Genomic DNA, 22,969 nt, shown 5'->3' on the forward strand with positions numbered 1-22,969 from the left:
GCCCATGGCGCGAACCCGTCGGAACTTGGCGCGGGGGGAGGCCACGCGGCCAGATCCTGAGCAGTAGGAGCGTCCGAGAGGAGCACCTGGAACCCCCGAACCTTATTGATGTTCTAAAGAAGCTCGCCTGATTGCAGGTGGCTGTCGCATTGGGGGGCCACGGTGTCCAATCCGGCTGATTGCGCGATTTTCGCCCCGGTATCGAACGGCCCGGTGCGCGCTTACACAGCAGCCCGCTCGGGCCCCAGCCTGCCTGAGGTCCGTTGGTTCAAGCGGGGGCTCTGGGAGGAAAAACCCTCGCAGGGCAAGACTGAGATAGTCGCTTCCAAATGGCAGATTCACGCAGCCTTCGCGAGCGAAGGGAACTGAATAATGCCCGCGATCGAGACTTCCTCTGCCATGCAAAATCCGGCAACGAAGTCGCCAATTAACAGCGTTGCCAACGTTGCTACCGGCGCTTTCATCATTGCCGCGTTGTATTTCGGACGCGAGGTTTTCGTCCCGGTAGCGCTCGCAATCCTATTCAGTTTCGTCCTGGCGCCGCTGGTGAAGGGATTGCAGAAGCTTCGTGTTCCGCGAGCATTGGCGGTCTTCACGGTTGTCCTGATTGCGTTTGCGACCTTGGCTATCTTGACGATGGCTATGGTTAGCCAAGCGACCCAACTGGCGGGGCAGCTGCCGACCTATCAAAGCACGATGCGCGCAAAGATCTCCGCTTTGAAAGGCTCGGAAGCGGGGAGTGGAGTGTTGAGCCGGGCAGCGGATATTCTGCAAGACCTGAGCAAGGAACTTGACCGCCCCAAGGCAGAATTTCCTCCGTCGACCGAGATAGCCGGCCGTTCTCGAGAGGGGCGTCCGATCCCAGTCGAAGTGCACCAACCCGAGCCCGGTGCGATCGAAACTCTGCAGGCATTTCTGTCCCCGCTAATTCACCCTCTAACCACGACGGGTATTGTTCTGATCTTCGTGATCTTCATCCTTCTGAAGCGCGAGGATCTTCGAAATCGGTTCATCCGGTTGACTGGTACCCACGACCTGCAGAAGACCACGGCCGCGTTCGATGATGCCGCCAGGCGCTTGAGTCGATTGTTCCTCACCCAACTCATCGTCAATGCAGGCTTTGGAGTGGTGATCGGTTGCGGCCTTTGGGCCATCGGCGTTCCCAGTTCGCTGCTATGGGGCATTCTGGCGGCAATCCTGCGCTTCATTCCTTATCTCGGGGCGGTGCTTTCGGCCGTCTTCCCGATGGTGATCGCCGCATCGGTCGATCCCGGGTGGATGATGCTCGCATTGACAGCCGGATTGTTCGTCATCGCAGAACCGCTCGTGGGACATGTGATCGAACCGTTGGCCTATGGCCGCTCTACCGGACTATCGCCCGTCGCCATCGTGGTCGCAGCGACATTCTGGACCTGGTTATGGGGCCCCATCGGCCTCGTTCTGGCGACGCCATTGACCGTTTGCCTCGTGGTACTGGGCCGACATGTCGAAAGACTGGAATTTCTGGACGTCATGCTCGGGGATCGGCCTCCGCTGTCCGCCCCGGAGATTTTCTATCAGCGCATCCTTGCTGGAGATCCGGCGGAAGCAGCCGACAAGGCTGAAGAGGTACTGAAGGAACGCTCGCTCTCCGCCTATTACGACGAAGTCGCGCTCGAGGGCTTGCGGCTCGCGGCAGCGGATGAAGCGCGTGGCGTCCTCGATGCCGCTCGCCGAAATCAAATTCTCGCGACAGTGCGCGAGGTCGTTGAAGATCTGGCTGACCATGACGACAGCCGACCGGTACTTGACGCTGCCGCAGCAGATCCGGAGACCGAGGCCGCCGTTGAACAGACAGATGAAAGTGAAGGCACTTCCGATCTGCCGATTCTCGCCGCGGCTGAGCTTGGCGAGACGTTCGCGGGCCGAGATCGCGTCGTCTGCATCGGGGCAAGGTCACAACTCGACGAGGCGGCTGCCCTGATGCTGAGCCAGATTTTGGAAAAGCACGGATTGGCAGCGGAGGCCTTGCCGCCAAACACCTTGTTGACCTCGGGCATGGTGCAACTTGCTGAGCGCGATCCAGCCTTGATCTGCCTCTGCTATATCGGCCCGCAGAGCGCTGTGCACATGAAATATGCCCTTCGCCGCCTCCGCCGTCACATGCCCTTGGCAATCCTTGTTCTTGGGCAGCTGTCGCAAGTTTCGGATCCCAAAGCGGACGATAAAGGCCCGTTGCTGGCCGATGCTGTGGAAACCTCTCTCCGAGGCATCTGCAGGGTCTGTCTGAAATTCGCGGCGAAGGGAGCTCCGGCGTGACCACAAATCTACGATTCTCTATGCGCTCTTCTCTGCAACCTCACGCGCCAGCCTTTACGTTCCCGGGCCGATGAATTTTCGACGCCATCCACTCATCATTAGCTTGGTCTCGGCCGCTATCGGCGCCCTCGGTTGTCTGGTTATCGGCAACCTATTGCCGGCGCCCCAGGAGTTGCGGCAACCGCTTCCGCATAACTTGGCCTCCTCAGATAGCCAGCTGAGGACGTCGATGGGCGCGCTATTTGGATCAAACTACGTGCCCGGGAACCGCGTCGAGACGCTCGTCAACGGCGCCCAGATATTCCCCTCGATGCTGCGCGCAATCCGAGAAGCGCGGCAAACGATCACCTTTGAAACTTACATTTATTGGCGCGGCGCCATCGCAAACGAATTCGCGGACGCACTCTCGATCAAGGCCCGCGAGGGCCTGAGCGTGAAAGTCCTGCTCGACTGGGTCGGCAGCATTCCGATGGACGAGGGCCTAATCAAGCGTATGCAGGATGCCGGCGTCCAGGTTGTCCGCTTTCGCCCACTAACCTGGTACACCGTCGATCGGGTGAACAACCGCACCCACCGGAAACTGCTGGTCGTCGATGGGCGCGTGGGCTTCACCGGTGGTGTCGGAATTGCTGATGAATGGAACGGTGATGCGCGCTCGCCAAACGAGTGGCGCGACAACCACTATCGACTGGAAGGACCGGCCACCGCAGAACTCCAGGCGGCGTTCGCCGAGCATTGGATTGAGGCGACGGGCGAGCTCTTGCTGGGCGATCGCTTCTTTCCAGCACTCCAGCCGATAGGGGATCACGCAACGCAGGTTGTCATCAGCTCGACCCATCAGCGCAATGTCATGCACCTCATGCTGATGACGGCGCTTGCCTCAGCCCAGAAGAGTATCCGGATCGCCACGCCGTATTTCGTCCCTGATGAACTAACCAGGCGGCAGCTCCTCGAGGCACGCAAGCGCGGCGTGGAGGTCCAGATTATCGTCCCCGGACCTCAGACTGATGCGCGCCTCGTCAGGAAGGCTTCTCGGCATCTTTGGGGTGATTTGCTTGAGGCGGGTGTGAAAATCAGCGAATTTCAGCCCACGTTCTTCCATTGCAAGCTGGTGGTCGTCGACGACGTTTGGACCTCAGTCGGCTCGACGAATATCGATGACCGAGCCCTGAGGCTCAACGATGAGGCCAACATCAATCTGTTCGACCAGCGGTTCGCGAGCACCCAGATTGCCTTGTTCGACAAGGATGCCGCGGCATCCAAGCCTTACACCTTCTCTGACTGGCAAAATCGCGCGGCAAACGAGAAGTTTTCAGATTGGCTCTCCAGCCTTGCGAGATCGCAGATCTGATGAGCTGACGGAATCCGATTTTGCGGGTGCGACGACTCGATTTGACGGATGACGAACGCTCGTCGCTGCGTGATGTCGTGGCGCAGCATGTGCTCGTGGCCCCCAATGACCATGACCTCGTTCGCCGTTATGTAGCAGGCTTCCTCAAGACTCGCCGGAGGCTCGCAGGATAACCTGCGGGGCATCGTCCGAATTGTGGAACTTCGTTCGCGGCCGACAGGTTGTGAGGTGACAGTTGCTATCGGAGCGAATGGCATGACAACTCCCAGGGACCTCGAAGCGAAGCTGTGGAAGGCCCTGCGATCGGATATGACCGTCATGCTCGGCCTATCCGCCTGCGCTGATAGCCTGCTCCGGCCAATGACCGTCCAAATCGATGGAGAGGCCGATAAGGGCCCACTTTGGATCTTCTCGGCCAACGATACGGAATTGGTTCAGGCAGTGTCGGGTAGAACCGGTGGGTTCATATCTTTTGCATCGAAGGGGCACGATCTCTTCGCGACCATCAGTGGTGAGCTCAGCCTCGATAAAGACCGAGCCGTCATCGACCGGCTCTGGAACCGCTTTGTTGCGGCTTGGTACGAGGGGGGCAAGGATGATCCCAAGCTCGCGCTCCTACGTTTCGAACCGAGCCACGCAGAGATCTGGGAAGACGAGTGGAGTCTGGTCGCAGGCATCAAGCTCCTGCTAGGTGCCGACCCAAAGGAAGACTACGCCGACAAGACGGCTAGCGTGAAACTAAGTTAGTTCGAGGCAGCAAATCTTGCTCGGCGCTGGGCCACGTTTCGGAGAGTTCCGTGAATTGGATCGCTGTCGCAGGAACGTTGGCCGCAGCCTGCTCAATGATCAGCTTCATCCCGCAGGCGTGGCGCATCGTCAAAAGCCGCGATACCAGCTCGATCTCGCCGGTCACATACAGCCTGACTGTCTCGGGCTTTGGGCTTTGGACAGCGTATGGCTGGGGGCTGGGCGAATGGCCGCTCATCGTCACGAATAGCGTGTGCTTCCTGCTATCGGCGTTCATTCTTTGCATGACGCTGCTTCCGCAGAACAAGAAGGAGGCCGTGGCGAAATCGATTGACCCGGCATCACGGTAGCCGCGTAGCCTGGCTATGCTTCGTATGCTGTGGGTGGCCATTGGTTGGGCTGGTCAGAGCTAATTGCCCAATGGCTCGTCGATCCTGCAGGCATTCGGCAGAGGAGGCGCGACGCTCCTTCATCACCGTCGATAGCGGCCGCCATATTGCGGATCTTTCCAGTATTTCCCGCGCAAATCACGTCAGACGGAACCAGCGGCGCAGTCCGCGGTCTTAGTAGCGATATGCAGCCAACTAGCTGGGGCGTCCATGAAATTCCGTCCGGTATTCACGCTGGCCGTGGCGTTCACTCTCGCTATCGGCGCCGGTCCCATCTCGGCGCTCACCGCGGATGAGGTGAACAAAGCCACCATGGGTCGCGATCTCCGCAAGAAGCCAGCCAGGCTGGACCCTTCCATCCTCAAGGCCCAAGTCCTTCTGAGCCGCCGCGGAGTATCGCCCGGCATGATCGATGGCCGCGATGGCGAAAACTACCGCAAGGCGATCGCCCAGTTCCGTCGGCAGGAGATGCTGGGCGAGGCCGACGTCATGGATGCAAGGACCTGGCAGGCGCTGGGAGGCGATGCGGCCCGCGATATCGTCGTCGACTACGAGATCTCCGCCAAGGACAGCGCTCACCACTTCGCCAAGCGGATTCCGCGCGATTACGCTCGGCAGGCCCGCATGAAGCGCCTGACCTATACGAGCGCGCGGGAAATGCTCGCTGAGCGCTTTCACATGAGCGAGCAACTGATCGCCGCTCTCAATCCTCGCACAAGCCTTCGTAAAGTCGGCGGAACGATCTCGGTCATCGCGGCGACGCGCGTCGACCCGCCGGGCAGCGCCCAACGTGTCGAGGCCGTCAAGGGCACGGGTATGGTTGTCGTCTATGGCGAGGGCGATCGTATCCTTGCGAGCTATCCAGCTACGATCGGCTCAGGCGAGACGCCATCGCCCGAAGGTGAATTCCGTATCGAACGGGTCGTCAAGAACCCGACCTACCACTACGATCCTGACAAGAATTTCCAGCAGGGCAACAATACCAGAAAGCTCATCCTGCCTGCGGGCCCCAACAACCCAGTCGGCACGGTCTGGATCGCTCTCTCGAAGCCGACCTTCGGCATCCATGGCACGCCCGATCCCTCGCGTGTCAGCAAGAATTCCTCGCATGGCTGCGTCCGGCTGACGAACTGGGATGCCGAGCATCTCGCCGCGTTGGTGAAGCCGGGCGTGTCCGTGCGCTTCGTGGACTAGTGCGGCCTGGCATCTCCGCCAGGGCTCGTGCTCCGGTTGCCGAACGTTCTGCATCCCTGCGCGTTGAAGCGGCAAACTGGAGATCAACGTTCATGAAACCGATCAGGGCTCTGCAGCTCGAGTCGCGCGGTCTTATTCCCAATAACCCGCGGCTGCCGGTACTGATCTATGAGTCAGCTTTCTCACCGGCTACCGGCGATCTTGCTCGCCAGATGGAGCAGCGCTTCGCCGAGAACGACTGGCCGCCGCAATGGCGCAACGGGATCTATGCCTTTCACCACTACCACGCGGAAGGACATGAGGTGCTCGGTATCGCCGCCGGCCATGCAGTGCTGATCATCGGCGGTGATGGAGGAGAGGAGCTTCGCGTCTCAGCCGGCGATGTTCTCGTGCTGCCGGCCGGCACAGGGCACTGCCGCCGCTCGGCCAGCGAGGATCTGCTCGTCGTGGGCGCTTATCCGCCCGACCAACAAGGCGACATCTTGCGCGAGGCGGCTACGCCCGAAATTCGAGGCGCGATCGACCGATTGCCGTTTCCCCGCATCGACCCCGTGCTCGGTCGCGGCGGCCCGTTAGTTGATCATTGGCTAGCGAATAGGGACGGGTAGGGCGCCGAGAGGGCTGCGTACGACCCTCGTTAGATCCGCTACAAAGCTGGAACGGAGGTAGCCGTGATCCACCATGTTTCGGTTGGGACGAATAATATTGGGCGTTCGAAGCGCTTCTACGATGCTGTTTTGCCCCTCGTCGGCATTACGCCAATGGCAGAGGACGAGGGTGGACTAGGTTATGGAAGCGGCACGTTTCACTTCAGCGTTCAGATTCCAATCGATGGAAAGCCAGCGACCGTAGGCAATGGCACTCATATCGCCTTTGCGGTGGAGGACCGTTCGATGGTCAAGCGATTTTATGAAGCAGCACTAAAACATGGCGGCAGCGACGATGGCGCTCCAGGGCTGCGGCCGAACTACGATGCCAACTATTATGGGGCGTTCGTCCGTGACCCAGATGGTCACAAAATCGAGGCAGTAACCTACTCCGCAAAGTAATGACTGACGGAGGCGCCCGTGCCGACCCTTCCCTAGGCAATTCTGGAAGCCCCTTCCACATTGGGCCTCGCGACGGATGGAGTAGAGCGCCTGTCAGACCGACTCCTGGATCTCGGTCTCGCGGATCGTATCCATGCGCGCCGGGCCGGGCGGCTGGCGGTGCCTCCGAAGGAACCCACGCCCGATCCCGAGATTGGTACCCTCAATGCCAGGGCAATCGCGGCGTGGTCGCCCAAACTCGCCGATGCGGTGGAAGCGGTCCTTGACGCGGGCGAATTTCCGGTCGTGCTGGGCGGCGAAGGCGCCTCGATGGACCTCGCCTTCGTCACAGGCTACGGCCCGTTGCTCCTGACCGACATGGAAGGTCGCGGGCCTCTCGTCCGTCCCGAGGACGCTGTCGCGTTCGCGTATCGCGATCATAAGGATCAGGAGGAGTACGGGAGCCAGCCACTCCCCAACGGGCTCAATGCGATTGACCTTCCCGCCGTGCGCACAATGGGCATCGAGGCCGCCGCCCGCGAATCGGTCGATCACCTGACGCGAGAGGAACTGGACGGCTTCTTCATCCATCTAGACGCCGATTGCCTCGACGACGTCGTCATGCCGGCTGTCGATTTCCGTATTCCCGGAGGGTTGTCACGAGACGAGCTCGGGTTAGCGCTTCGGGTTGCCTTGGCGAGCGGCGAGGCAGTGGGCATCGAAATCACCATCTACAATCCGCGCCTTGATGAAGACGGCAGCGCGGGGCGCGGCCTCGCTGACGTACTCGCCGCAGCGCTCGGAACAGCAGCGCCCTGAACACAGTGAGCAACGTGTCGCAATTATGAGATGCAACGCAATGCGCACTCTGCCTTGCGGGTGCGCAAGCCGCGGCCTTCTTTCAGACCAGTCGCCTACCAGCTCCAAGCCTCAGGAACGTGGCTTGTCCTTCCAACAGCATTGCCGCACGAAGCAATCCGCCCGGGACGATCATGTCCTGTTTCAGCAGCCAGGCGACGGATGGAATGCTACGTCCCGATAAGCGAGCGAGCGCTTCGACCATGGCATCGTCGCTCAATCGAAGCAGAAGCCGTTCCCGCATGGCCTTCCCGCTGGGCGGGGCGCGGTGGTTGAGGGGAAGGGCGACGCTTATGAGTTCAGCGGGGTGACGGCTCATCGCTTCCTCCTAAAGCGCTGGGACAACGCGGCAGGAGGCGATGAGTTCTCTATCTCTGCCCAAGTTTTCAGCGGCCGGTGAAAAACTGCCGAAGCGCCTCGGCGACCTCTTCGGGCACCTCTTCCGCCATATGGTGACCACTCGTGATCGCACGCCCTCGCCGATCCGGTGCCCAGGGGCGCCAGACCTCCAGGACATCGCCATAGAGGTCAGCCAGGTCATCCCGTTCCGACCAAAGGCATAGCAGTGGACATTGCAAACTATGCGCTTGATCGCGATCGGCCTCGTCGTGGACGCGGTCGATCGCCGGGCCGGCGCGATAATCCTCGATCATCCCATGAATGACGTCCGGATTTTGGATCGCCGCGAGGAAGTCGGCGTAATTCTCAGACCCCATCGCCTGAGGGTCGGCGCCATACCATTTCAGTGGATCGGCCTGGATCGCCCGCTCGGGCTTGTCCGGCTGGCAAAAGAAGAACCAGTGCCACCAGAGCGTTGCGAACTTCTCCGTGCAGCGCTCCAGCGCTTCCAGGATCGGAACGCCGTCCATTACAGCCAGCCGTTCGACGGCGCCGGGATGATCCATCGCTAGCCGAAAGGCGGTATACGACCCACGGTCGTGGCCGGCGACGTTAAAGCGCTCGAATCCCAGCCGCGCCATCAACTCCAGACAGTCGAGAGCTTTGGCGCGCTTCGATGACCCAGAGTGGTCGGGCAGTTCAGGCGGCTGCGAGGATTGGCCGAACCCGCGCAGGTCGGGACAGACGACATAGAACTCCGTTGCCAACAAAGGCGCGACGCGGTGCCAAGTCGCATGCGTCCGCGGATGGCCGTGGAGCAGCAGCAAAGGCGGCCCCTCGCCACCATGGCGCACACGCAACGTCGCTTCGCTGACCTGAACGAAGTCGAGAGTGAAGTCTTCAAACATTGCCGGGCGCCCGCCTCAGGTCGGATAGCTGTGGTCAACATCCGATGGCGTGCTTCGTTCCGATACGATTGGCGAGTTCTGCCCTGCCGTTCGGCGTGGAGGTCAGGACGGTCTCAGCGGGCTGGCGGCCTCCTCCGTCGCTGGCCTTGCGCGGACGGCGGCTACCGGATTTCTTTGGAATGGGCCCCCTGAAGAAGGCTCCGAACGGTCGTGCGAAGCCGGGTCGACACCGCCGGCTCGTCCGTGTGCTCGAGGAATGGAGCCCCTATTGTCCGGGCTTCCACCTCGATTATCCCGTTCGTCGCCAGATCCCCGCCGCACTGCCGGCCTTCATCGACTTCTTCCGCGGTGAGTGCGTCGTATCGTAATGCAAATTCGTAGCCGCCGCCGAGGTTGGGAATGCCCGCTCCGCGCAGAGTGCCAAGGTCAGCTTATCGCGCGATCATGAACAAAAGCCGCTGGTGCACGCAAGCCTGCACAAGGATCGCAGAAGCATTGCTGCTATAGATTAGATCCTCAAGTGTGAGCACGCTGCAGGAGTGGATTGTGACTGAGCGATTTGAACGGCACCGCCAACCCTGGACTTCTGAAGAGCTTCAGAAACTGAAATTGCTCGCTGGAAAGGGCATGGCCCTGAAGGCGATTGCGAAAGCAATGACCCGTAGCGAAGAGTCCATAAAGGATCGCGCGAAGCTCGACGGCATCGGTATCGCCAAACTCCGCTAAGTAAGGGGCTATGGAGTCGTCATCTCGCGTCAGAACCACGGGCGTCTGCTCTCGGGATAAGCGGCGTCGTCACATGATGGCGCAAGGCTGCCCTGGTCACTGGCTTTAGGCTGCTTGTCGATCAGGAAAGAAGTGGGGGTCTGGCAGCGCATCCTTGGCGAGGAGCAGACCATGAATCAGTAGTTGGCTAAACATATGGGCGACGTGAAACGACATAGTTGTCACTAGCCCGGTGATATAGGTTGCGGCCTCCTTTCCACTGGATCGAGATCATCGTGTCGCCAGCTCTCCGAAACAATGTCCGGGTGTTTGGCTCGGGCGAACGCGTCATGATGTTCGCCCACGGTTATGGCTGCGATCAGACGATGTGGCGGTATGTCGTACCGCATTTCCAAGATCGCTTCAGGATCGTACTTTTCGACCATGTCGGCGCCGGCGCTTCGCACATCTTCGCCTACAGCCCTACAAAATACGGCACGCTCGACGGGTATGCGCAGGATCTGGTCGAGATTGCGGAAGACCTCGACTTGTCCGACGTCATTCTCGTGGGCCACTCGGTTAGCGCGATGATCGGCGCCCTGGCCAGCATCAAGGCGCCAACGCGCTTTGGGAAGCTGGTGATGGTGGGCCCATCACCGCGCTATATCGACGACGACGCCTATCGCGGCGGGTTCTCGCAGATGCAGATCGCCGAGCTTCTGGATTTCTTGTCGATCAACTATCAAGGCTGGGCGGTCGCCACGGCCCCAGTGATCATGGGCAACCCCGATCGACCAGAACTCGGCATAGAGCTGACAGACAGTTTTTGTCGTGCAGACCCCGATATCGCCAAGGATTTTGCGCGCGTGACCTTCATGTCGGATAACCGAGAAGATCTTCCGCGCGTCGCGGTTCCGACACTGGTGCTTCAATGCAGCGAGGACATCATCGCCCCGATCGAAGTAGGCGAATATGTGAGAGACCATATCCCCAACAGCCAATTCGTGCTGCTGGAGGCTACCGGCCATTGCCCGAACTTGAGCGCGCCCGACGAGGTTGTCAGGGCGATCCGCGCCTTTGTATGACATGACCGCCTCGGAACCTCGGCGCGACCAGCTCGTGGACTTCTTCGACAACGCACCTTGCGGATATCTCTCTATAGCGTCGACCGGCGAGATTGTGCTGGCCAACCGCACGCTCGCTACGTGGCTGGGGCACGACGCGGCGGCGCTCAGCGGCAAGCGTCTTTACGATGTCCTTCCCTTCACTGGCAGGGTCTATTGGGAAACCCACCTGCGCCCGCTGTTGAAGATTCAGGGTAACATCGACGGCGTTGCGCTCGATTTCTTGAGCGCCGCGGGGGAGACGATTCCCTGTTTCGCCAGCGCAGTTGAATCTGCCGGCGACGCCCCCACCGTCAAGCTCGCGATCTTTAAGGCGGCCGAACGCAGACAGTTCGAGCAATCGCTCTTGAAAGCGCGAGCTGCCGCTCAAGAAAATCTGCGCTCTGAGCGGGCCACCGCTGAACTTCGAGAGCAATTCATTGCCGTGCTCGGACACGATCTACGCAATCCCCTCGCGGGGTTTGCCGGAGGTGTGCGTCTTCTCGCGCGAGAAAATCTGAGTGAAAAAGGGGCAAAGATCCTGCCCCTTCTGATGGGCAGCATCGCGCGCATGTCCGAGCTGATCGACAATGTCATGGATTTTGCAAAAGCTCGGCTTGGCGACGGCATCACACTCGATCGCAACGCAGCCGAGCCTCTTACCCCGGCGTTGCAGCAGGTCGTTGACGAGCTAACGTCGACGTATCCGGATCGACGGATTGAGCTTCAATTCGCCATCGCTGAACCAGTTGATTGCGACCGCGCCCGCATCGCTCAGCTCGTCTCAAACCTGCTTGGCAACGCGCTTGCGCATGGAGCGGTAGACCAGCCGATCCGGATGCGCGCTCAAACGGCCGAGGGGTTTTTGCACGTATCCATTGCCAACGGCGGCGATCCCATTCCCCCCGAAGCGATGGCCAAACTGTTTCAACCGTTCTTCCGCGGCGAGGTGCGCGCCAACCTACAGGGGTTGGGGTTGGGTCTGCACATCGCTTCGGAAATCGCCAAGGCGCATGGCGGCACGATAGTTGTCGATTCCTCTGAACTCGAAACGCAGTTCACATTCCGAATGCCACTCGGCTGAGCGCGACGTCCGTTTGATCTCGACCGCCGGCTCGATCGGAACATCCGGCAGAGGCCTTCGTTTTCTTGCCGCGTGACCATTTTGGCGCGCTTGGCGGGAGAGTTCCTATGAACGGCATCATCTATATCGTCGGCCTTGTCGTGGTCGTTCTGGCCATCTTGTCCTTCCTCGGCCTCCGCTAGGAGTTGATGTCATGACAATGGACACAACGGATGTGGTTGTCGTAGCCCCCAGCACCGGCAACAGCTCGTCTTATCTCGACTGGAGTCCGATCATCGGCGGCGCGGTGGTCGCCGCCGCCATCACCACGATCATGGCGGCATTCGGTTCTGCCATCGGGCTTTCGATGGTCTCCGCCGACACCTCTCGCTCCTCCGGTCTGACCGCGTTAGCGATCGCGGGCGGGATCTGGGCGCTCTGGGTGACGATTTCTGCCTGCGCTGCCGGTGGATATTTGGCTGGACGGATGCGCCGGCCAACCCTCGATGCCACTGATCATGAACGTCATGTGCGCGATGGCGCGCATGGACTGGTCGTCTGGGCAGCTGGTGCCTTGCTTGTTGCGATGCTCACCAGTTCGGTGTTGACCGGGGCTGCCAAAACCGCTGCGACAGGGGTCACAGCAGCCGCGACGGGCGCGGGTGCGCTGATCAGCCAACAGGCCGACCCCCTCGGCTCAGCGCTCGACTCGGTGATGCGTTCCACCGGTAGCGAACCCGTGTCGGCGGGAGAGCGCGAGGAGGCTTCACGCATCTTAAGTCGCAGCTTGGCGAGCGGTGCCCTCGATCCGGCCGACCGCACCTACATCGCAAACCGCCTCGCGGCGCGCGCAAATATCTCTCAACCAGACGCCGAGAAGCGCATCGACGATGCGTATGCGAAACTGAACCAGGCGAAGGAAACTGCGAAGCAGGCTGCCGAACGCGCGCGGAGGATGGGCGTCATAACCGCATTCCTGACCGCAGCCGCGCTGCTGGCTGGCGCCGCAGCCGCCTGGTTTGCGGCTGTACTAGGCGGGAAGCATCGCGATGAAGAGATCGATCTCACCGCATTGTTTGGATCCCGCTAGTCTCCAAAATCTATAGTCGCTCAGTCGTGTGGTCGGCGCCGCGTTAGATTGCGGCGCCGACTGGCGAGCTCGGATCGAAGCCGCACGGGAGGTAGGCGATTTTGTCCCCAATGCAGCTCATCACTCTTCGATTGGGACGACAGCTCCTATGACATCGAAATCAAGCTTAAGACCTCGGACAACCTGCCGAGTGCGCCCGCGCACTGGGTCACGAATTATGAAGCATCCGTCGCGAGCCTTGGCTGGGACACCAAAGGTGTGCCGAGCAGCGCGGTGATCGCTAGGTTTCCAGCGCCTGATTTCCGCTAGTATGGACCGCCGTTATCCTTTTACCCCTGATGGTCGCTATTCCTTGTCGCTGGACGGCTCTGGCGAGCCACTGATCCGTCGATCGCCGAAGCGCGCAGGCAGGATTTGGTACGGGATTTGATGGGAGCCAGGCGGGCGGTGAAGAACCGCGATCTCAAAACGTCGAGCCTGAAAGCGCAACGTCGGACCCCTCGCTGGGCTGAGAGCCACTGGAACGAAGGGCGTAGCGGGCGGTTCCGATCCTAAAGCGAAATGTGCCGAGCCCTCGGCGAGGCACATCCGACCGTGGAGATCGCAATGCTGATCCAATCACATACTGAATACGCGGCGACAGCCGAGCGCGCTAACGCCCTTAGCGATGCGCCGGAAGGTTCATCCGCAGCAGAAGAACTGAAGAACTTGGTCGCGGCGCTTCGCCAATGGGACGAGGATCACGCTCGCGAAAACACGCATGGATCAGAGGCCAATCCCGTACCGGGAACAAACCGCAGCCGCGATGACCTTCCGGTCGCGGGTTTGCCGGGCAACCTCGGCAAACTGCATCTCGACTAATGAGCAAGGCGAGATGGTGATCAGCTTTCGCGAGGGCATTTCTGGCGCCGATCCGGGGAGGGCCTACACAGCTGATAATTCACCATTTATGGGAACATCTTGAGCAGCCTGCCGTTCTGATTAGCAGCCTCACGGCGCCTTAAAAATGGGGATAATCATGAAACGTGCGATTCTCACGATGGCTTTGTGCGCCCTGATTCCGGTCGGCGGCCTTGCACAGACGAGCACTACTTCGCCGACGCCTGCGCCGAATGCGCCCGCCGATGCGAACGCTCCGCTTCCCGGCGCGAATAGCTTCACCGAGGGGCAGGCCAAGAGCCGCCTGGAGGCGAACGGCTACACCAACGTCGGCGAGCTCAAGAAGGACGACAACGGTGTCTGGAAGGGCACCGCCACACATTCAGGCGCGCAGGTGACCGTCTCAGTCGATTACCGCGGCAACATCACCCGTAATTGAAAAGGAGAGTCAAATGACCCGCACGATCACTCGCGCCTATGATGATTACGCCGCCGCCCAGGGCGTCGTGAACCAGCTTGAGGCCGCTGGCGTCGCGAGCTCAGAAATCAGCCTGTTGGGACGTCAGGAAAATGCCGACGACGACAGTAACGCCGGCGAAGGCGCGGGTATCGGCGCCGCGGTCGGTGGCGCCGCCGGTCTGCTCGCCGGTTTGGGCCTCCTTGCCATCCCTGGAGTTGGGCCCGTGGTCGCCGCCGGTTGGCTGGCTTCGACGCTGGCTGGAGCGGCGGCTGGCGGCGCGACGGGTGGGATCATCGGTGCGATGACCAGCGCCGGAGAGGACGAGGACAGCGCGCATTACTATGCCGAGACCGTTCGCAGAGGCGGCTCTGTCGTTTCTGTCCGGGCTGAAGATAGTCGGGCGGCGGAAGTCGAAGCCATCATGGACGGCGCAACGCCGATCGACCGTGAGGCTCGTCTAGCAGAATACCGACAGAGCGGGTGGAGCCGCTTCGATGAGACTGCCGAGCCGTACCGATACGGCGCCGTTTGAGCTAAATCCGAGATCGGCGCTCCCCACAGCGCCGTATCTTCGCCGGTGGCTACCCACCGGCCCTTCAACTCCATCGGGCGAGAGGCCGAGATTTATGCATTCCGGCTTTCGCGAGCGCCATCTTCAACCCGTCGGACTCTATCCGCCTGAAAATAAAAAAGGCACCAACCTATCCAAACGTATGTCCGGCAGCTTCATGTGCATTTCATTTGGATAAGCCGCAACTATCGTAAGGGAGGCGCGTTGAATTCTAATCCATTCAAGAGTTTGCTCATGCCCCTAGTTGTCCTTGTTGTTGAAGACGATGCAATTGTCCGCATGGATACCGCCTCAATTATTGAGGAGGCCGGCTTCGAGGCGATCGAAGCTGGAAATGCCGATGAAGCGATCGTCCTCCTGGAGGCCCGGGCAGATATCAAAGTTGTCTTCACCGACATTGAGATGCCTGGGTCCATGAACGGTTTGAAGCTAGCGTTCGCAGTGCGAGACCGATGGCCGCCGATACTGATTATCATCGCGTCGGGTCGCATCAGGCCTGATCCACATGAGATGCCCGCCGCCGTTACGTTTTTGCGCAAGCCGTACAGTGCGACCGCCGTTCTTGAGGCTGTTCGGCATGCTGCCTAGGCCGCCAGTTTCGACGTCTTCATCGTGAGGGTAACGATGACACCCTCGGCTGACCAGTTATAGCTAATCGACCCGCCGAGCTGGCCCGAGATGCTGCGCACGACCAGGCGGCTGCCATAGCCACCTGCACCGTTTATGGGTTCGACGCTGGGGCCTCCGCGCTCGACCCAGACGATCTTCACGTCCTCGTCGTCGAGGCTGCCAGAGACATCAAGCGTTCCAACGTCGGCAGAGAGCGCACCATATTTCAGCGAGTTCGTCGCAAGTTCATGGATGATAAGAGCTAGCGTCGTTGCGGCCAACTCGCCGACACCCATACGCGGAACGGCTACGCGGATTCTGCCGCTAAAGGCGCCGGTATCTTCATAGGGGGAGAGTAGGATCGAGAGGAGGTCGCCAAGCAACGCCGCCTGGCCTTGATGGCCGGGAAGAGGCCTCACCAAATCGTGGGCCCGTCCAAGAGCCGCCAGACGGCCCGTCAGCTCGATGGCCATCTCCTTGGCCGTCGTGGTCGAGCGGGACGAGATTTGAGTTAGTCCCGACGCGATAGCGAGCAAGTTTTTGACGCGATGGCTCATCTCCCCGGCAAGAAGTTCGTGGCCTTCCTCAGCCTGCTTGCGCCCGGTTACATCAAGGAATATGCCGTACGCTAAACGATCGTGCAGCCCCGATTCATCACCGATCCCGCGGGCTGAAATCCAGCGGATCTCGTCGCCGATGATAATGCGGAAGTCGATCTCGTAGGCACCGACGATGGCTCGGGTCGCCGTGAAGGCCGCCCTCACCCTATCCCAGTCCGCGGGGTGGATGCGGGCGGACAGGTCTTCAAATTTGACGTCGTCGCTTTGAGGTACGGCCCACAGCTGGAAGCCCCGCTCATCCATGGCGAACGCGTCGGTTTCGACGTTCCAGGACCACAACGCAACACCCGCGGCGCTTATCGCGCGGCGCAGGCTTGTTGCGCTCCAGGCGCTTGGGTTCAATTCGGGCATCGGCGCACTCGGGCGAGATCAAAGCGGCGGCAAATGCCATCCACTATAGAACAAGGTGGATTTTAACCTAGGCACTCGGGAGATGGTCGCATCGGGTAAGCGTTCGGCCTGTCGTTTCGATCTCAAACACACAATCGTCGATGAAGCGAACCGGCGTCCCGTCCTCTAGCTCATATTGGGAACGGCCGATAGACGATGACCGTGTACTCGGTACCGCCTTCATCCTGGCAGTACTCACGATAAAGCTCGCGGCAGGCGGAGCTCGCGCCGCTTGAGATCTTGGGGTTCATCAACGGCCTCGTCCTTGCACATGCATCTCCAACGCAAACGTCCCCAGCTTGCCATCTGCGACCGCTCAGTCCTTTTTGGTGGGCCGCCCAGGGTCGAGGGCGCTGGAAGATTCTGAAGGCTTCCGCTCGCCTTTGGAGCTGCGCGGCTTCGGTCCATCCTTGTTAACCGGCTCGCTAGCTGTCGGTGTCCCGGATCCGGGGCGCGGCCGGCTATCCGAGGCCCTACGCGGCTGGCCGACCGTATCGTCGTGCTCTGGCTTGCGACTGCTCATGGCATCCTCCCTTGTTGCCCTGTCTCCCTGAGCTCGCAGGTTTAATGCCGGCCGCACGGGAAGGTTCCTAACCCTGTTGGGTATGTCGCGTCCTGGGCGGAACACAGCGGCGCGCGAAAGGTTGCGCTCAGACAGCAACTAGTGAGAACCATCATGCCCAGCACCCCAGAGGTCGGCTTCGGCGGACGTGCCATATTGAATTCCGACGATTGCCTGATCGCAGAGGCGCGGATCGCCAAGCTGGCTATCGCGCCCGAAGGCTCGGACGAGGAGGCCGAGAGAGTCGGCCTGATCGATGCCGTCAACGCCTATCGGCTGGAGCAGGATTCTCCCGCAACGGCAGCCATGACCAACCCAATTAGCTCTCTGGAGCAGTATGAGGCGGCGACACAAAGAGTGGCGGAGCTCGCCAACTATGCCGAGGGTACGCCGGAGGCTGACGAGCTCGGTAGACTGGTTTCCGATATCCGCGCCTGGGAGGAAGCGAAGCAGGACAACGCACCGCGGCGGCAATGAGAACTGCTTCTCAAGCTTGCTACCTCGCTACGACTTCGACAATCGCCGCACGTTGGCTCGCACCTTGCGCCGATAGGCTTTGACGACCGCGCTAGGATGGGTGCCCCCCATCAACCTGCCGGCAGCTTGCATTGCGGCCGACAGCTTCTCGTCGACCATCAGCTTGGCTTCCCGATCGGCTGCTGGGCCGCCGGTGGACAGCTTGATGGTGCGCAACCAGATCGCCTGCTGCGATTCAAAGGCGAGCATCGACAGATCGAAGAACATGTTGGACATGCGTGTTGTGACCTCGTGGGTGGGGGCATGACGTGGCTAGGCCGAGGTGCTCAGCGCGCGAGCGATGGGCACCCCCGACCATTGGCTTAGCGAGACGCTTTGTAGAGCTTGGTCGCAATCTCGAACATTTCCTCGGGCGCATAGTCCGGGGTGAAGGCGGACGGGACGCCGGTGAACTGATGGATCTTGCCACCTTCCGGCATTCCCTCCACCACCTCGAGTTCGCCTGGCGGATCACCCGGCAAGGCCTTCTCTCCGTTCCCCCAGATGCCGGACATCTCTTTGTAGTCGGAGGGACTGAAGGTGTAGAGGCGCCGGTGTGAGCCCTCGTCGAGGTACTTCTGGCACTCCGGGATCTTGTCGAGATTGATATTCGGCGTCGGTAGCATCTTCTCGATCTCGACGCCGGTGATCTGCTTCAGCGCCAGTGCATAGGCATGGGCGTGAACCGAGCCGCGGACCAGGAGATAGCCGCACACCTCGCGGCCAACCGGATCTGTCAGTGTCTCGTAGACCCGCAGCTTGTGGAGGCGAGCGCCGCACTCGAGGTGGAAATTGTGCAGCAGGTCGGTCACGACATTGCCGGTCGTCGTGATGAAGTCGTTGTTCCAGGAGACGCCGTTGGCGTTGACCGGGGTCGCGCCGCCGGCATTTGACAGGAAGGCCGTTGCCAGGCGGATGTCCTGCATCGCGTTATACGGCGCGCCGGAGATGTCGCCGCCGTCGCCCTCGTCGCCGCCCGGCTTGTCGGGCCCATTGTTGAGCATGGCAACGCCGTTGCTGACCAGCTCGACATGGCCGAGCTCCTCGGCGGTGATGCTTGCCACGAGGTTGTAGAAGGGGCGCAGCTTGTCCTTGCTGCGGAAGTTGAAGCTCTGGAACATGTAGTTCCCGAGGGTCGACATCTCGCCATACTTCCCGCCGAGCAATTCCTGGAGGGCGGCCGCGGCGTTCTCGTCTTTTTTCTTCGGGGCAGGAATGTCTATCTGCAGCTTGTCGACACGTAAAAACATTGGTCGTCTCCTCATTGGCCCCAGCCGATTTGGAGTGTGAAGGCCGGGGCGCCTAAGGGCGCAGGACGACCTTGATCACGCCGTCCTCCTTGTCGCGGAACTTCTTGTACATGGCGGGCGCGTCTTCGAGGCTGGCTGGGTGCGTGACGACGAAGCTGGGATCGATGAGACCTGCCTCGATCTTGGCAAGCAGCGGCTTCGTATAGGCCTGGACGTGGGTCTGGCCCATTTTGAAGGTCAGGCCCTTGTTCATTGCCGCGCCGATCGGAAGCTTGTCGGCCATGCCGACATAGACGCCGGGGATGGAAATGGTTCCGCCCTTGCGGCAGCACATGATCGCTTCCCGCAGCACATGCATGCGGTCGGTTGCGAGGAAGGTAGCAGCCTTCACCTTGTCGAGGATGGCATCCGCCGCACCGTGCCCCGAGGCCTCGCAGCCGACCGCGTCGATGCAGCTGTCGGGACCGCGGCCATTGGTCAGCGCCATGAGCTGGTCGTAGACGTCGGTCTTGGAGAAATCGATCGTCTCGGCGCCGCCCGCTTCGGCCATTGCCAGCCGCTCCGGGACTTCGTCGATCGCGATGACGCGACCTGCGCCGAGCATAAACGCCGACCGGATCGCAAACTGGCCAACCGGTCCGCAGCCCCAGATCGCGACAAAGTCGCCGTCTTGGATCTGGGCATTCTCCGCTGCCATGTAGCCGGTCGGGAAAATGTCGGAGAGGAACAGCGCTTGCTCATCGCTGACGCTGTCTGGAACCTTGATCGGGCCGACATCGGCCATCGGCACGCGAAGATACTCGGCCTGGCCACCGCTATAGCCGCCCAGCATATGGCTGAAACCGAACAGACCGGCCGGCGACTGTCCCATCGCCTTCGCTGCCATCTTGGCGTTCGGATTGGTGCGGTCGCAGGCTGAGAACATGCCCTTCCTGCAAAACCAGCAGTCGCCGCAGCTGATCGTGAACGGCACGACGACGCGGTCGCCGATACGCAGGTTGGTCACTTCCGAGCCGAGCTCGACGACCTCGCCCATGTTCTCGTGACCGAGAATGTCACCGCTCTCCATCGTTGGCTGATAGCCATCGAGGAGATGCAGATCTGAGCCGCAGATCGCGCAGCAGGTGATCTTGATGATCGCATCCCGGGGATGCTGGAGTTTCGGGTCAGGAACCGTATCGACCCGAACGTCTCCTTTTCCATGCCAACAGAGCGCACGCATGCGTCGTCCTTTCAAGCAGGATGAGGGAACCCCACCGCGCGTCGGAGGCTGACGACCTGCTCGCCACGTCGAGCATCACCACCCAACAACGGGGGCGTCGAACTTGTTCCGCTGCAGGGCGGCTTTATCCCTGATTAGCAATTGGCAGCGGATGAAGAGACAATTGGGCGTGCGGAAGCCTGACACAGCACAAGCGGCTGCTGGGTACCAAGATGGCACGATCCGTTCGCCACTCCGAACGGTGAGGAACCGCCAGGCCAGCGCGTCCACAAGGTTTTCTAAGCCGGGCACGCTAGTCCGTTGGCGCCCGCCCGTGGCTTATTTTGGAGCTACTGCGCTGGGAGCATGTGCGCGTGCCAACTATCCATTTTCGCAAGTGCAGATCGCAGTTTGACCAGGGTCAACGGGTCGAACAGGAGGTCGACATCCGTTGAGCCCTCGATTGCGAGCTTGATAATCGCCCCTTCGGCCGGGTCGTCGCTGATGACGACATTGATCACGTCAAGCACTGTCGCCGGTGTGCTGGGCTTTCCTGGCATACCCGGTCTCGCCTCGCTTACTAGTGCGGCACCGGTCGCCGCGGGGATAATTTGGACCCGCGCAAGAGGCGGCAAGTCGATCCGCAGACCTTCGGAAGGACAAACGCACAACTGAAAACCCGGTTTCCCGGAACGAGCCTGGCGACGAGATGGAGTTCGCAGACGATAAGGCAGCCTCGGATAATGCTAGGCGGGCACTAGCTGAAATGGCTCACGAGCAGTTACCGAATGGATCGCACCTCAAAATGAAGGTGGCGGTGCAGAACGAAGCGGAGGCCATTGTTTATCAGGCCACCCTCGAGTCCGGGTCGGAGCGGTTCTGCCAGAGAGCGGCGTCACCTACCGCGAGGTTCCGGCCGAGTACGGCGTCAAGGAATACCGCTACACCGTGGTCAACAACCGCACCGTGTTGGTCGAGCCTCGAACCCGCAGGATCGTCCAAGTGATCGAATAGTCTCGGACCGGCTCCGTGTTTCGACGCGGGGCCGCTTCTTCCTCCGGAGGGGGACAGTCAGTACGGACGCGCTCGCAGAATCTCTCCATCCGCTCAACGTCGGCCTTGAAGGAATTAGCTCCGGCCTGACCGCGAATAGCCGGGAGCGGCCTGCGGTGACGCCCATCCTCCGCATTGCCCGAACCGTTTACAAAGCGGCATTGCTGATATGCAGGCATACGGAGCAGAGTGTCTACTTCGGATTGCCGCGCCCATTCGCTCGACCATGTGGAGACCTCTCGGCCGGCGAGATGTGAAAACACGAGAGGGGCTGCGGCGCGGTAGGATATCTGATCATCTGTCGTCGTCAGTTCGCGTCACCCGGCACAGCACTGCGATAACGGCGCCGATGGTTGCAAGCGTGCGCATGGTTCTTTCCCGGCTGCGCGACGGTTCCTATCGAAACGAGGCGATCCCGATGGCGCCGAGGATCGCGGCGATGAGCAACGCCCAAATCAAAAGCGCTTCCATCCGCGTCAACTGCTTGCCCGTTGCTTTGATCTCGAACAGGCAATCGTCGATGAACTCCACTCGGCTGCCGTCCTCGAGCTCATACCGCGTGACGTTTCAAGTTGGTGAACGGTCGATAGACAATGACCGTGTAGCGCTTCCCGTCCTCGTCCTGGCATAGCTCGCGATAGAGCTCTTTGTGGTCGTAAGCATGGCTGCCTGCCAATCGAAGCCTGATCGTAGAGCCCGCCAAAGATAAACCCCAACACTAGCTTCGACAATTAATCCCGTGGCCCGCCTGCGAGATGCGACGCCACATCGTCGATTTCCGCTGCCGCGTTGGCGACGTTCTCCTCGGTCCTTGCCTTGAAATGCATCTCTGCGACGTAGATTACCCGCCCCGTCTCGTCCTCGACCTTAACTTCGAAGTCGGCGTGTTTTCCGTTTGGCAGCTTTTCGCGGGCCATTTCGACCAGCGCGATCTGCGCGTCGTCGATCACCGCTTTGGTATCGGCGAATTCCAAGGCCTCATCGGATCGCTCGGGGCCTTCGCCGCCGTCCGTCGTGATCGTGAACTTAGGCATTGCGGCGACTCCATCCCGGCGCCCCCGCTGACCGAACGGGAGATCCGCTTTCCGGTTCCGGCTCTGTACGGCACCGGACTGAACGGGGAGGTCACTGTCGAGCGCTGGCCCGCATAAACCCACGAGATATGCATGCCGCAATCTGGTTTGAGCCGCGCGGAAAAGCCCGCCGAGTGTCGCTCGGCGGGCCTCAATCGTTGCCGGAGCTCAGGCCGCCTTCGCGGTGGCGACTGCCGCTGAGTTCGTCGACTTGCTGATCTTCGTCAGCAGCTCGTCCGTCTTGGTCTCTTCGGCGAGCGTAGCGTCGAGCAGCGTGACCGCGTCCTTGTGGCCGAGCTGTTGAGCCCAGGACCTGAGCGTGCCGTAGCGGGTCATCTCATAGTGCTCGACCGCCTGAGCGGACGCTACCAGCCCGGCATCGAGTGCCGGACTATCGGCGTAGTCCTCCATGACCGCCTTGCCTTCCTCGAGAATGCCGAGGATCGCGTCGCAGGTCTTGCCGCGGGGCGCCTTGCCGATCACCTCGAAGACGTCGCTGAGACGCTCGACATGACCTTCCGTCTCAGTGCGATGGGTCTCGAAAGCCTTCTTGAGCTCGGCCGAATTGGCCGCCTTCGCCATTTTGGGCAGAGCCTTCAGAATCTGTTTTTCGGCATAATAAACGTCCTTGAGCATGTCGTGAAACATGTCGTCGAGAGCTTTGGGTTCGCTGGCCATGGGGCGCTCCTAACTAGCTGAGAAGCCCATGCAA

At 60.8% G+C, this 22,969-nt stretch carries 28 protein-coding genes and 2 pseudogenes; 19 read left to right on the forward strand and 11 right to left on the reverse strand.

Annotated elements, in window-relative coordinates:
• The first annotated feature begins 372 nt into the window (after positions 1–372).
• The 8 genes from BLM15_RS30050 (at position 373) to BLM15_RS30085 (ending at position 7,826) form a co-directional block, all read left to right on the forward strand.
• Complete coding sequence (locus BLM15_RS30050) at positions 373–2,298, forward strand: AI-2E family transporter (protein ID WP_126116584.1); 1,926 nt, start codon at positions 373–375, stop codon at positions 2,296–2,298.
• Between the two features lie 229 nt (positions 2,299–2,527).
• Entirely contained in the window at positions 2,528–3,649 is a 1,122-nt protein-coding gene (locus BLM15_RS30055) for a phospholipase D-like domain-containing protein (protein ID WP_236846855.1), read from the forward strand.
• 255 nt (positions 3,650–3,904) lie between these two features.
• Positions 3,905–4,396, forward strand: a complete 492-nt coding sequence (locus BLM15_RS30060; protein ID WP_126116586.1) for a pyridoxamine 5'-phosphate oxidase family protein — start codon at positions 3,905–3,907, stop codon at positions 4,394–4,396.
• Between the two features lie 50 nt (positions 4,397–4,446).
• The gene (locus BLM15_RS30065; protein WP_126116587.1) at positions 4,447–4,746 is read left to right on the forward strand and encodes a SemiSWEET family sugar transporter; all 300 of its coding nucleotides are present in this window, start codon (positions 4,447–4,449) and stop codon (positions 4,744–4,746) included.
• Between the two features lie 249 nt (positions 4,747–4,995).
• Positions 4,996–5,979, forward strand: coding sequence for a L,D-transpeptidase family protein (locus tag BLM15_RS30070; protein WP_126116588.1), 984 nt, complete (start codon positions 4,996–4,998; stop codon positions 5,977–5,979).
• A gap of 92 nt (positions 5,980–6,071) precedes the next feature.
• The gene (locus BLM15_RS30075; RefSeq protein WP_126116589.1) at positions 6,072–6,587 is read left to right on the forward strand and encodes a cupin domain-containing protein; all 516 of its coding nucleotides are present in this window, start codon (positions 6,072–6,074) and stop codon (positions 6,585–6,587) included.
• Positions 6,588–6,650: 63 nt separating this feature from the next.
• Positions 6,651–7,028, forward strand: a complete 378-nt coding sequence (locus BLM15_RS30080) for a VOC family protein (protein WP_126116590.1) — start codon at positions 6,651–6,653, stop codon at positions 7,026–7,028.
• 39 nt (positions 7,029–7,067) lie between these two features.
• Positions 7,068–7,826 (forward strand): arginase family protein, encoded by a 759-nt coding sequence (locus tag BLM15_RS30085; protein ID WP_126116591.1) that lies wholly within the window; start codon positions 7,068–7,070, stop codon positions 7,824–7,826.
• Between the two features lie 82 nt (positions 7,827–7,908).
• Here BLM15_RS30085 and BLM15_RS30090 read toward each other — a convergent pair whose 3' ends face one another.
• Together BLM15_RS30090 and BLM15_RS30095 are read right to left on the reverse strand one after the other, a co-directional pair.
• Positions 7,909–8,184 carry a hypothetical protein gene (locus BLM15_RS30090; RefSeq protein ID WP_126116592.1) on the reverse strand — a complete coding sequence of 92 codons (276 nt, stop codon included), beginning with the start codon at positions 8,182–8,184 and terminating at the stop codon, positions 7,909–7,911.
• A gap of 67 nt (positions 8,185–8,251) precedes the next feature.
• Positions 8,252–9,112: an alpha/beta fold hydrolase gene (locus tag BLM15_RS30095; RefSeq protein WP_126116593.1), complete on the reverse strand. Its 861-nt coding sequence runs from the start codon at positions 9,110–9,112 to the stop codon at positions 8,252–8,254.
• A gap of 543 nt (positions 9,113–9,655) precedes the next feature.
• On the opposite strand from BLM15_RS30095, the gene BLM15_RS30100 reads away from it, so the two are divergent.
• From BLM15_RS30100 to BLM15_RS30135, 8 genes are all read left to right on the forward strand, one after another.
• Positions 9,656–9,838 (forward strand): hypothetical protein, encoded by a 183-nt coding sequence (locus BLM15_RS30100; RefSeq protein WP_126116799.1) that lies wholly within the window; start codon positions 9,656–9,658, stop codon positions 9,836–9,838.
• 329 nt (positions 9,839–10,167) lie between these two features.
• Positions 10,168–10,902 carry an alpha/beta fold hydrolase gene (locus tag BLM15_RS30105; protein WP_126116594.1) on the forward strand — a complete coding sequence of 245 codons (735 nt, stop codon included), beginning with the start codon at positions 10,168–10,170 and terminating at the stop codon, positions 10,900–10,902.
• A gap of 1 nt (position 10,903) precedes the next feature.
• Positions 10,904–12,004, forward strand: coding sequence for a sensor histidine kinase (locus tag BLM15_RS30110; protein WP_126116800.1), 1,101 nt, complete (start codon positions 10,904–10,906; stop codon positions 12,002–12,004).
• 193 nt (positions 12,005–12,197) lie between these two features.
• On the forward strand, positions 12,198–13,073 hold the full coding sequence (locus BLM15_RS30115; protein WP_126116595.1) for a hypothetical protein: 876 nt from the start codon (positions 12,198–12,200) through the stop codon (positions 13,071–13,073).
• 606 nt (positions 13,074–13,679) lie between these two features.
• Complete coding sequence (locus BLM15_RS30120) at positions 13,680–13,934, forward strand: hypothetical protein (protein ID WP_126116596.1); 255 nt, start codon at positions 13,680–13,682, stop codon at positions 13,932–13,934.
• Between the two features lie 157 nt (positions 13,935–14,091).
• A complete protein-coding gene (locus tag BLM15_RS30125) occupies positions 14,092–14,391 on the forward strand; it encodes a PepSY domain-containing protein (protein WP_126116597.1) in 300 nt (99 codons plus the stop codon).
• Between the two features lie 13 nt (positions 14,392–14,404).
• A complete protein-coding gene (locus tag BLM15_RS30130) occupies positions 14,405–14,944 on the forward strand; it encodes a hypothetical protein (protein ID WP_126116598.1) in 540 nt (179 codons plus the stop codon).
• A gap of 273 nt (positions 14,945–15,217) precedes the next feature.
• Positions 15,218–15,571, forward strand: a complete 354-nt coding sequence (locus BLM15_RS30135) for a response regulator (protein ID WP_126116599.1) — start codon at positions 15,218–15,220, stop codon at positions 15,569–15,571.
• On the opposite strand, the gene BLM15_RS30140 is transcribed toward BLM15_RS30135, so the two are convergent.
• Positions 15,568–16,563, reverse strand: a complete 996-nt coding sequence (locus BLM15_RS30140; protein ID WP_126116600.1) for a sensor histidine kinase — start codon at positions 16,561–16,563, stop codon at positions 15,568–15,570. The two genes, BLM15_RS30135 and BLM15_RS30140, sit on opposite strands and share 4 nt — an antisense overlap.
• A gap of 715 nt (positions 16,564–17,278) precedes the next feature.
• Between BLM15_RS30140 and BLM15_RS30145 the strand changes: the two genes are divergently transcribed.
• Entirely contained in the window at positions 17,279–17,641 is a 363-nt protein-coding gene (locus BLM15_RS30145; protein WP_126116601.1) for a hypothetical protein, read from the forward strand.
• A gap of 27 nt (positions 17,642–17,668) precedes the next feature.
• Here the strand turns inward: BLM15_RS30145 and BLM15_RS30150 are convergent, their stop codons facing one another.
• From BLM15_RS30150 to BLM15_RS30165, 4 genes are all read right to left on the reverse strand, one after another.
• Positions 17,669–17,917 (reverse strand): hypothetical protein, encoded by a 249-nt coding sequence (locus BLM15_RS30150; protein ID WP_126116602.1) that lies wholly within the window; start codon positions 17,915–17,917, stop codon positions 17,669–17,671.
• An 86-nt stretch (positions 17,918–18,003) separates the two neighbouring features.
• Complete coding sequence (locus tag BLM15_RS30155; RefSeq protein ID WP_126116603.1) at positions 18,004–18,930, reverse strand: manganese catalase family protein; 927 nt, start codon at positions 18,928–18,930, stop codon at positions 18,004–18,006.
• 52 nt (positions 18,931–18,982) lie between these two features.
• On the reverse strand, positions 18,983–20,152 hold the full coding sequence (locus BLM15_RS30160; RefSeq protein ID WP_126116604.1) for a zinc-dependent alcohol dehydrogenase: 1,170 nt from the start codon (positions 20,150–20,152) through the stop codon (positions 18,983–18,985).
• 329 nt (positions 20,153–20,481) lie between these two features.
• Positions 20,482–20,691, reverse strand: coding sequence for a hypothetical protein (locus BLM15_RS30165; RefSeq protein WP_126116605.1), 210 nt, complete (start codon positions 20,689–20,691; stop codon positions 20,482–20,484).
• 149 nt (positions 20,692–20,840) lie between these two features.
• Here BLM15_RS30165 and BLM15_RS32405 point away from each other — a divergent pair.
• Positions 20,841–20,930 (forward strand): annotated as a pseudogene (locus tag BLM15_RS32405) (DUF6894 family protein); the annotation flags it as partial.
• A 62-nt stretch (positions 20,931–20,992) separates the two neighbouring features.
• A pseudogene (locus BLM15_RS30170) lies at positions 20,993–21,145 on the forward strand (DUF1236 domain-containing protein); the annotation flags it as partial.
• Here the strand turns inward: BLM15_RS30170 and BLM15_RS32410 are convergent.
• The 4 genes from BLM15_RS32410 to BLM15_RS30180 form a co-directional block, all read right to left on the reverse strand.
• Positions 21,073–21,363: a hypothetical protein gene (locus tag BLM15_RS32410; protein ID WP_442859487.1), complete on the reverse strand. Its 291-nt coding sequence runs from the start codon at positions 21,361–21,363 to the stop codon at positions 21,073–21,075. The pseudogene BLM15_RS30170 and the gene BLM15_RS32410 overlap by 73 nt on opposite strands.
• A 217-nt stretch (positions 21,364–21,580) precedes the next feature.
• Positions 21,581–21,715 carry a hypothetical protein gene (locus BLM15_RS32170; protein ID WP_257791811.1) on the reverse strand — a complete coding sequence of 45 codons (135 nt, stop codon included), beginning with the start codon at positions 21,713–21,715 and terminating at the stop codon, positions 21,581–21,583.
• Between the two features lie 200 nt (positions 21,716–21,915).
• The gene (locus BLM15_RS30175) at positions 21,916–22,218 is read right to left on the reverse strand and encodes a DUF6894 family protein (RefSeq protein ID WP_126116606.1); all 303 of its coding nucleotides are present in this window, start codon (positions 22,216–22,218) and stop codon (positions 21,916–21,918) included.
• A gap of 207 nt (positions 22,219–22,425) precedes the next feature.
• Positions 22,426–22,935, reverse strand: a complete 510-nt coding sequence (locus tag BLM15_RS30180) for a YciE/YciF ferroxidase family protein (protein WP_126116607.1) — start codon at positions 22,933–22,935, stop codon at positions 22,426–22,428.
• Positions 22,936–22,969 lie beyond the last annotated feature (34 nt).

It is taken from the genome of Bosea sp. Tri-49 (assembly GCF_003952665.1).
GTDB lineage: Bacteria > Pseudomonadota > Alphaproteobacteria > Rhizobiales > Beijerinckiaceae > Allobosea.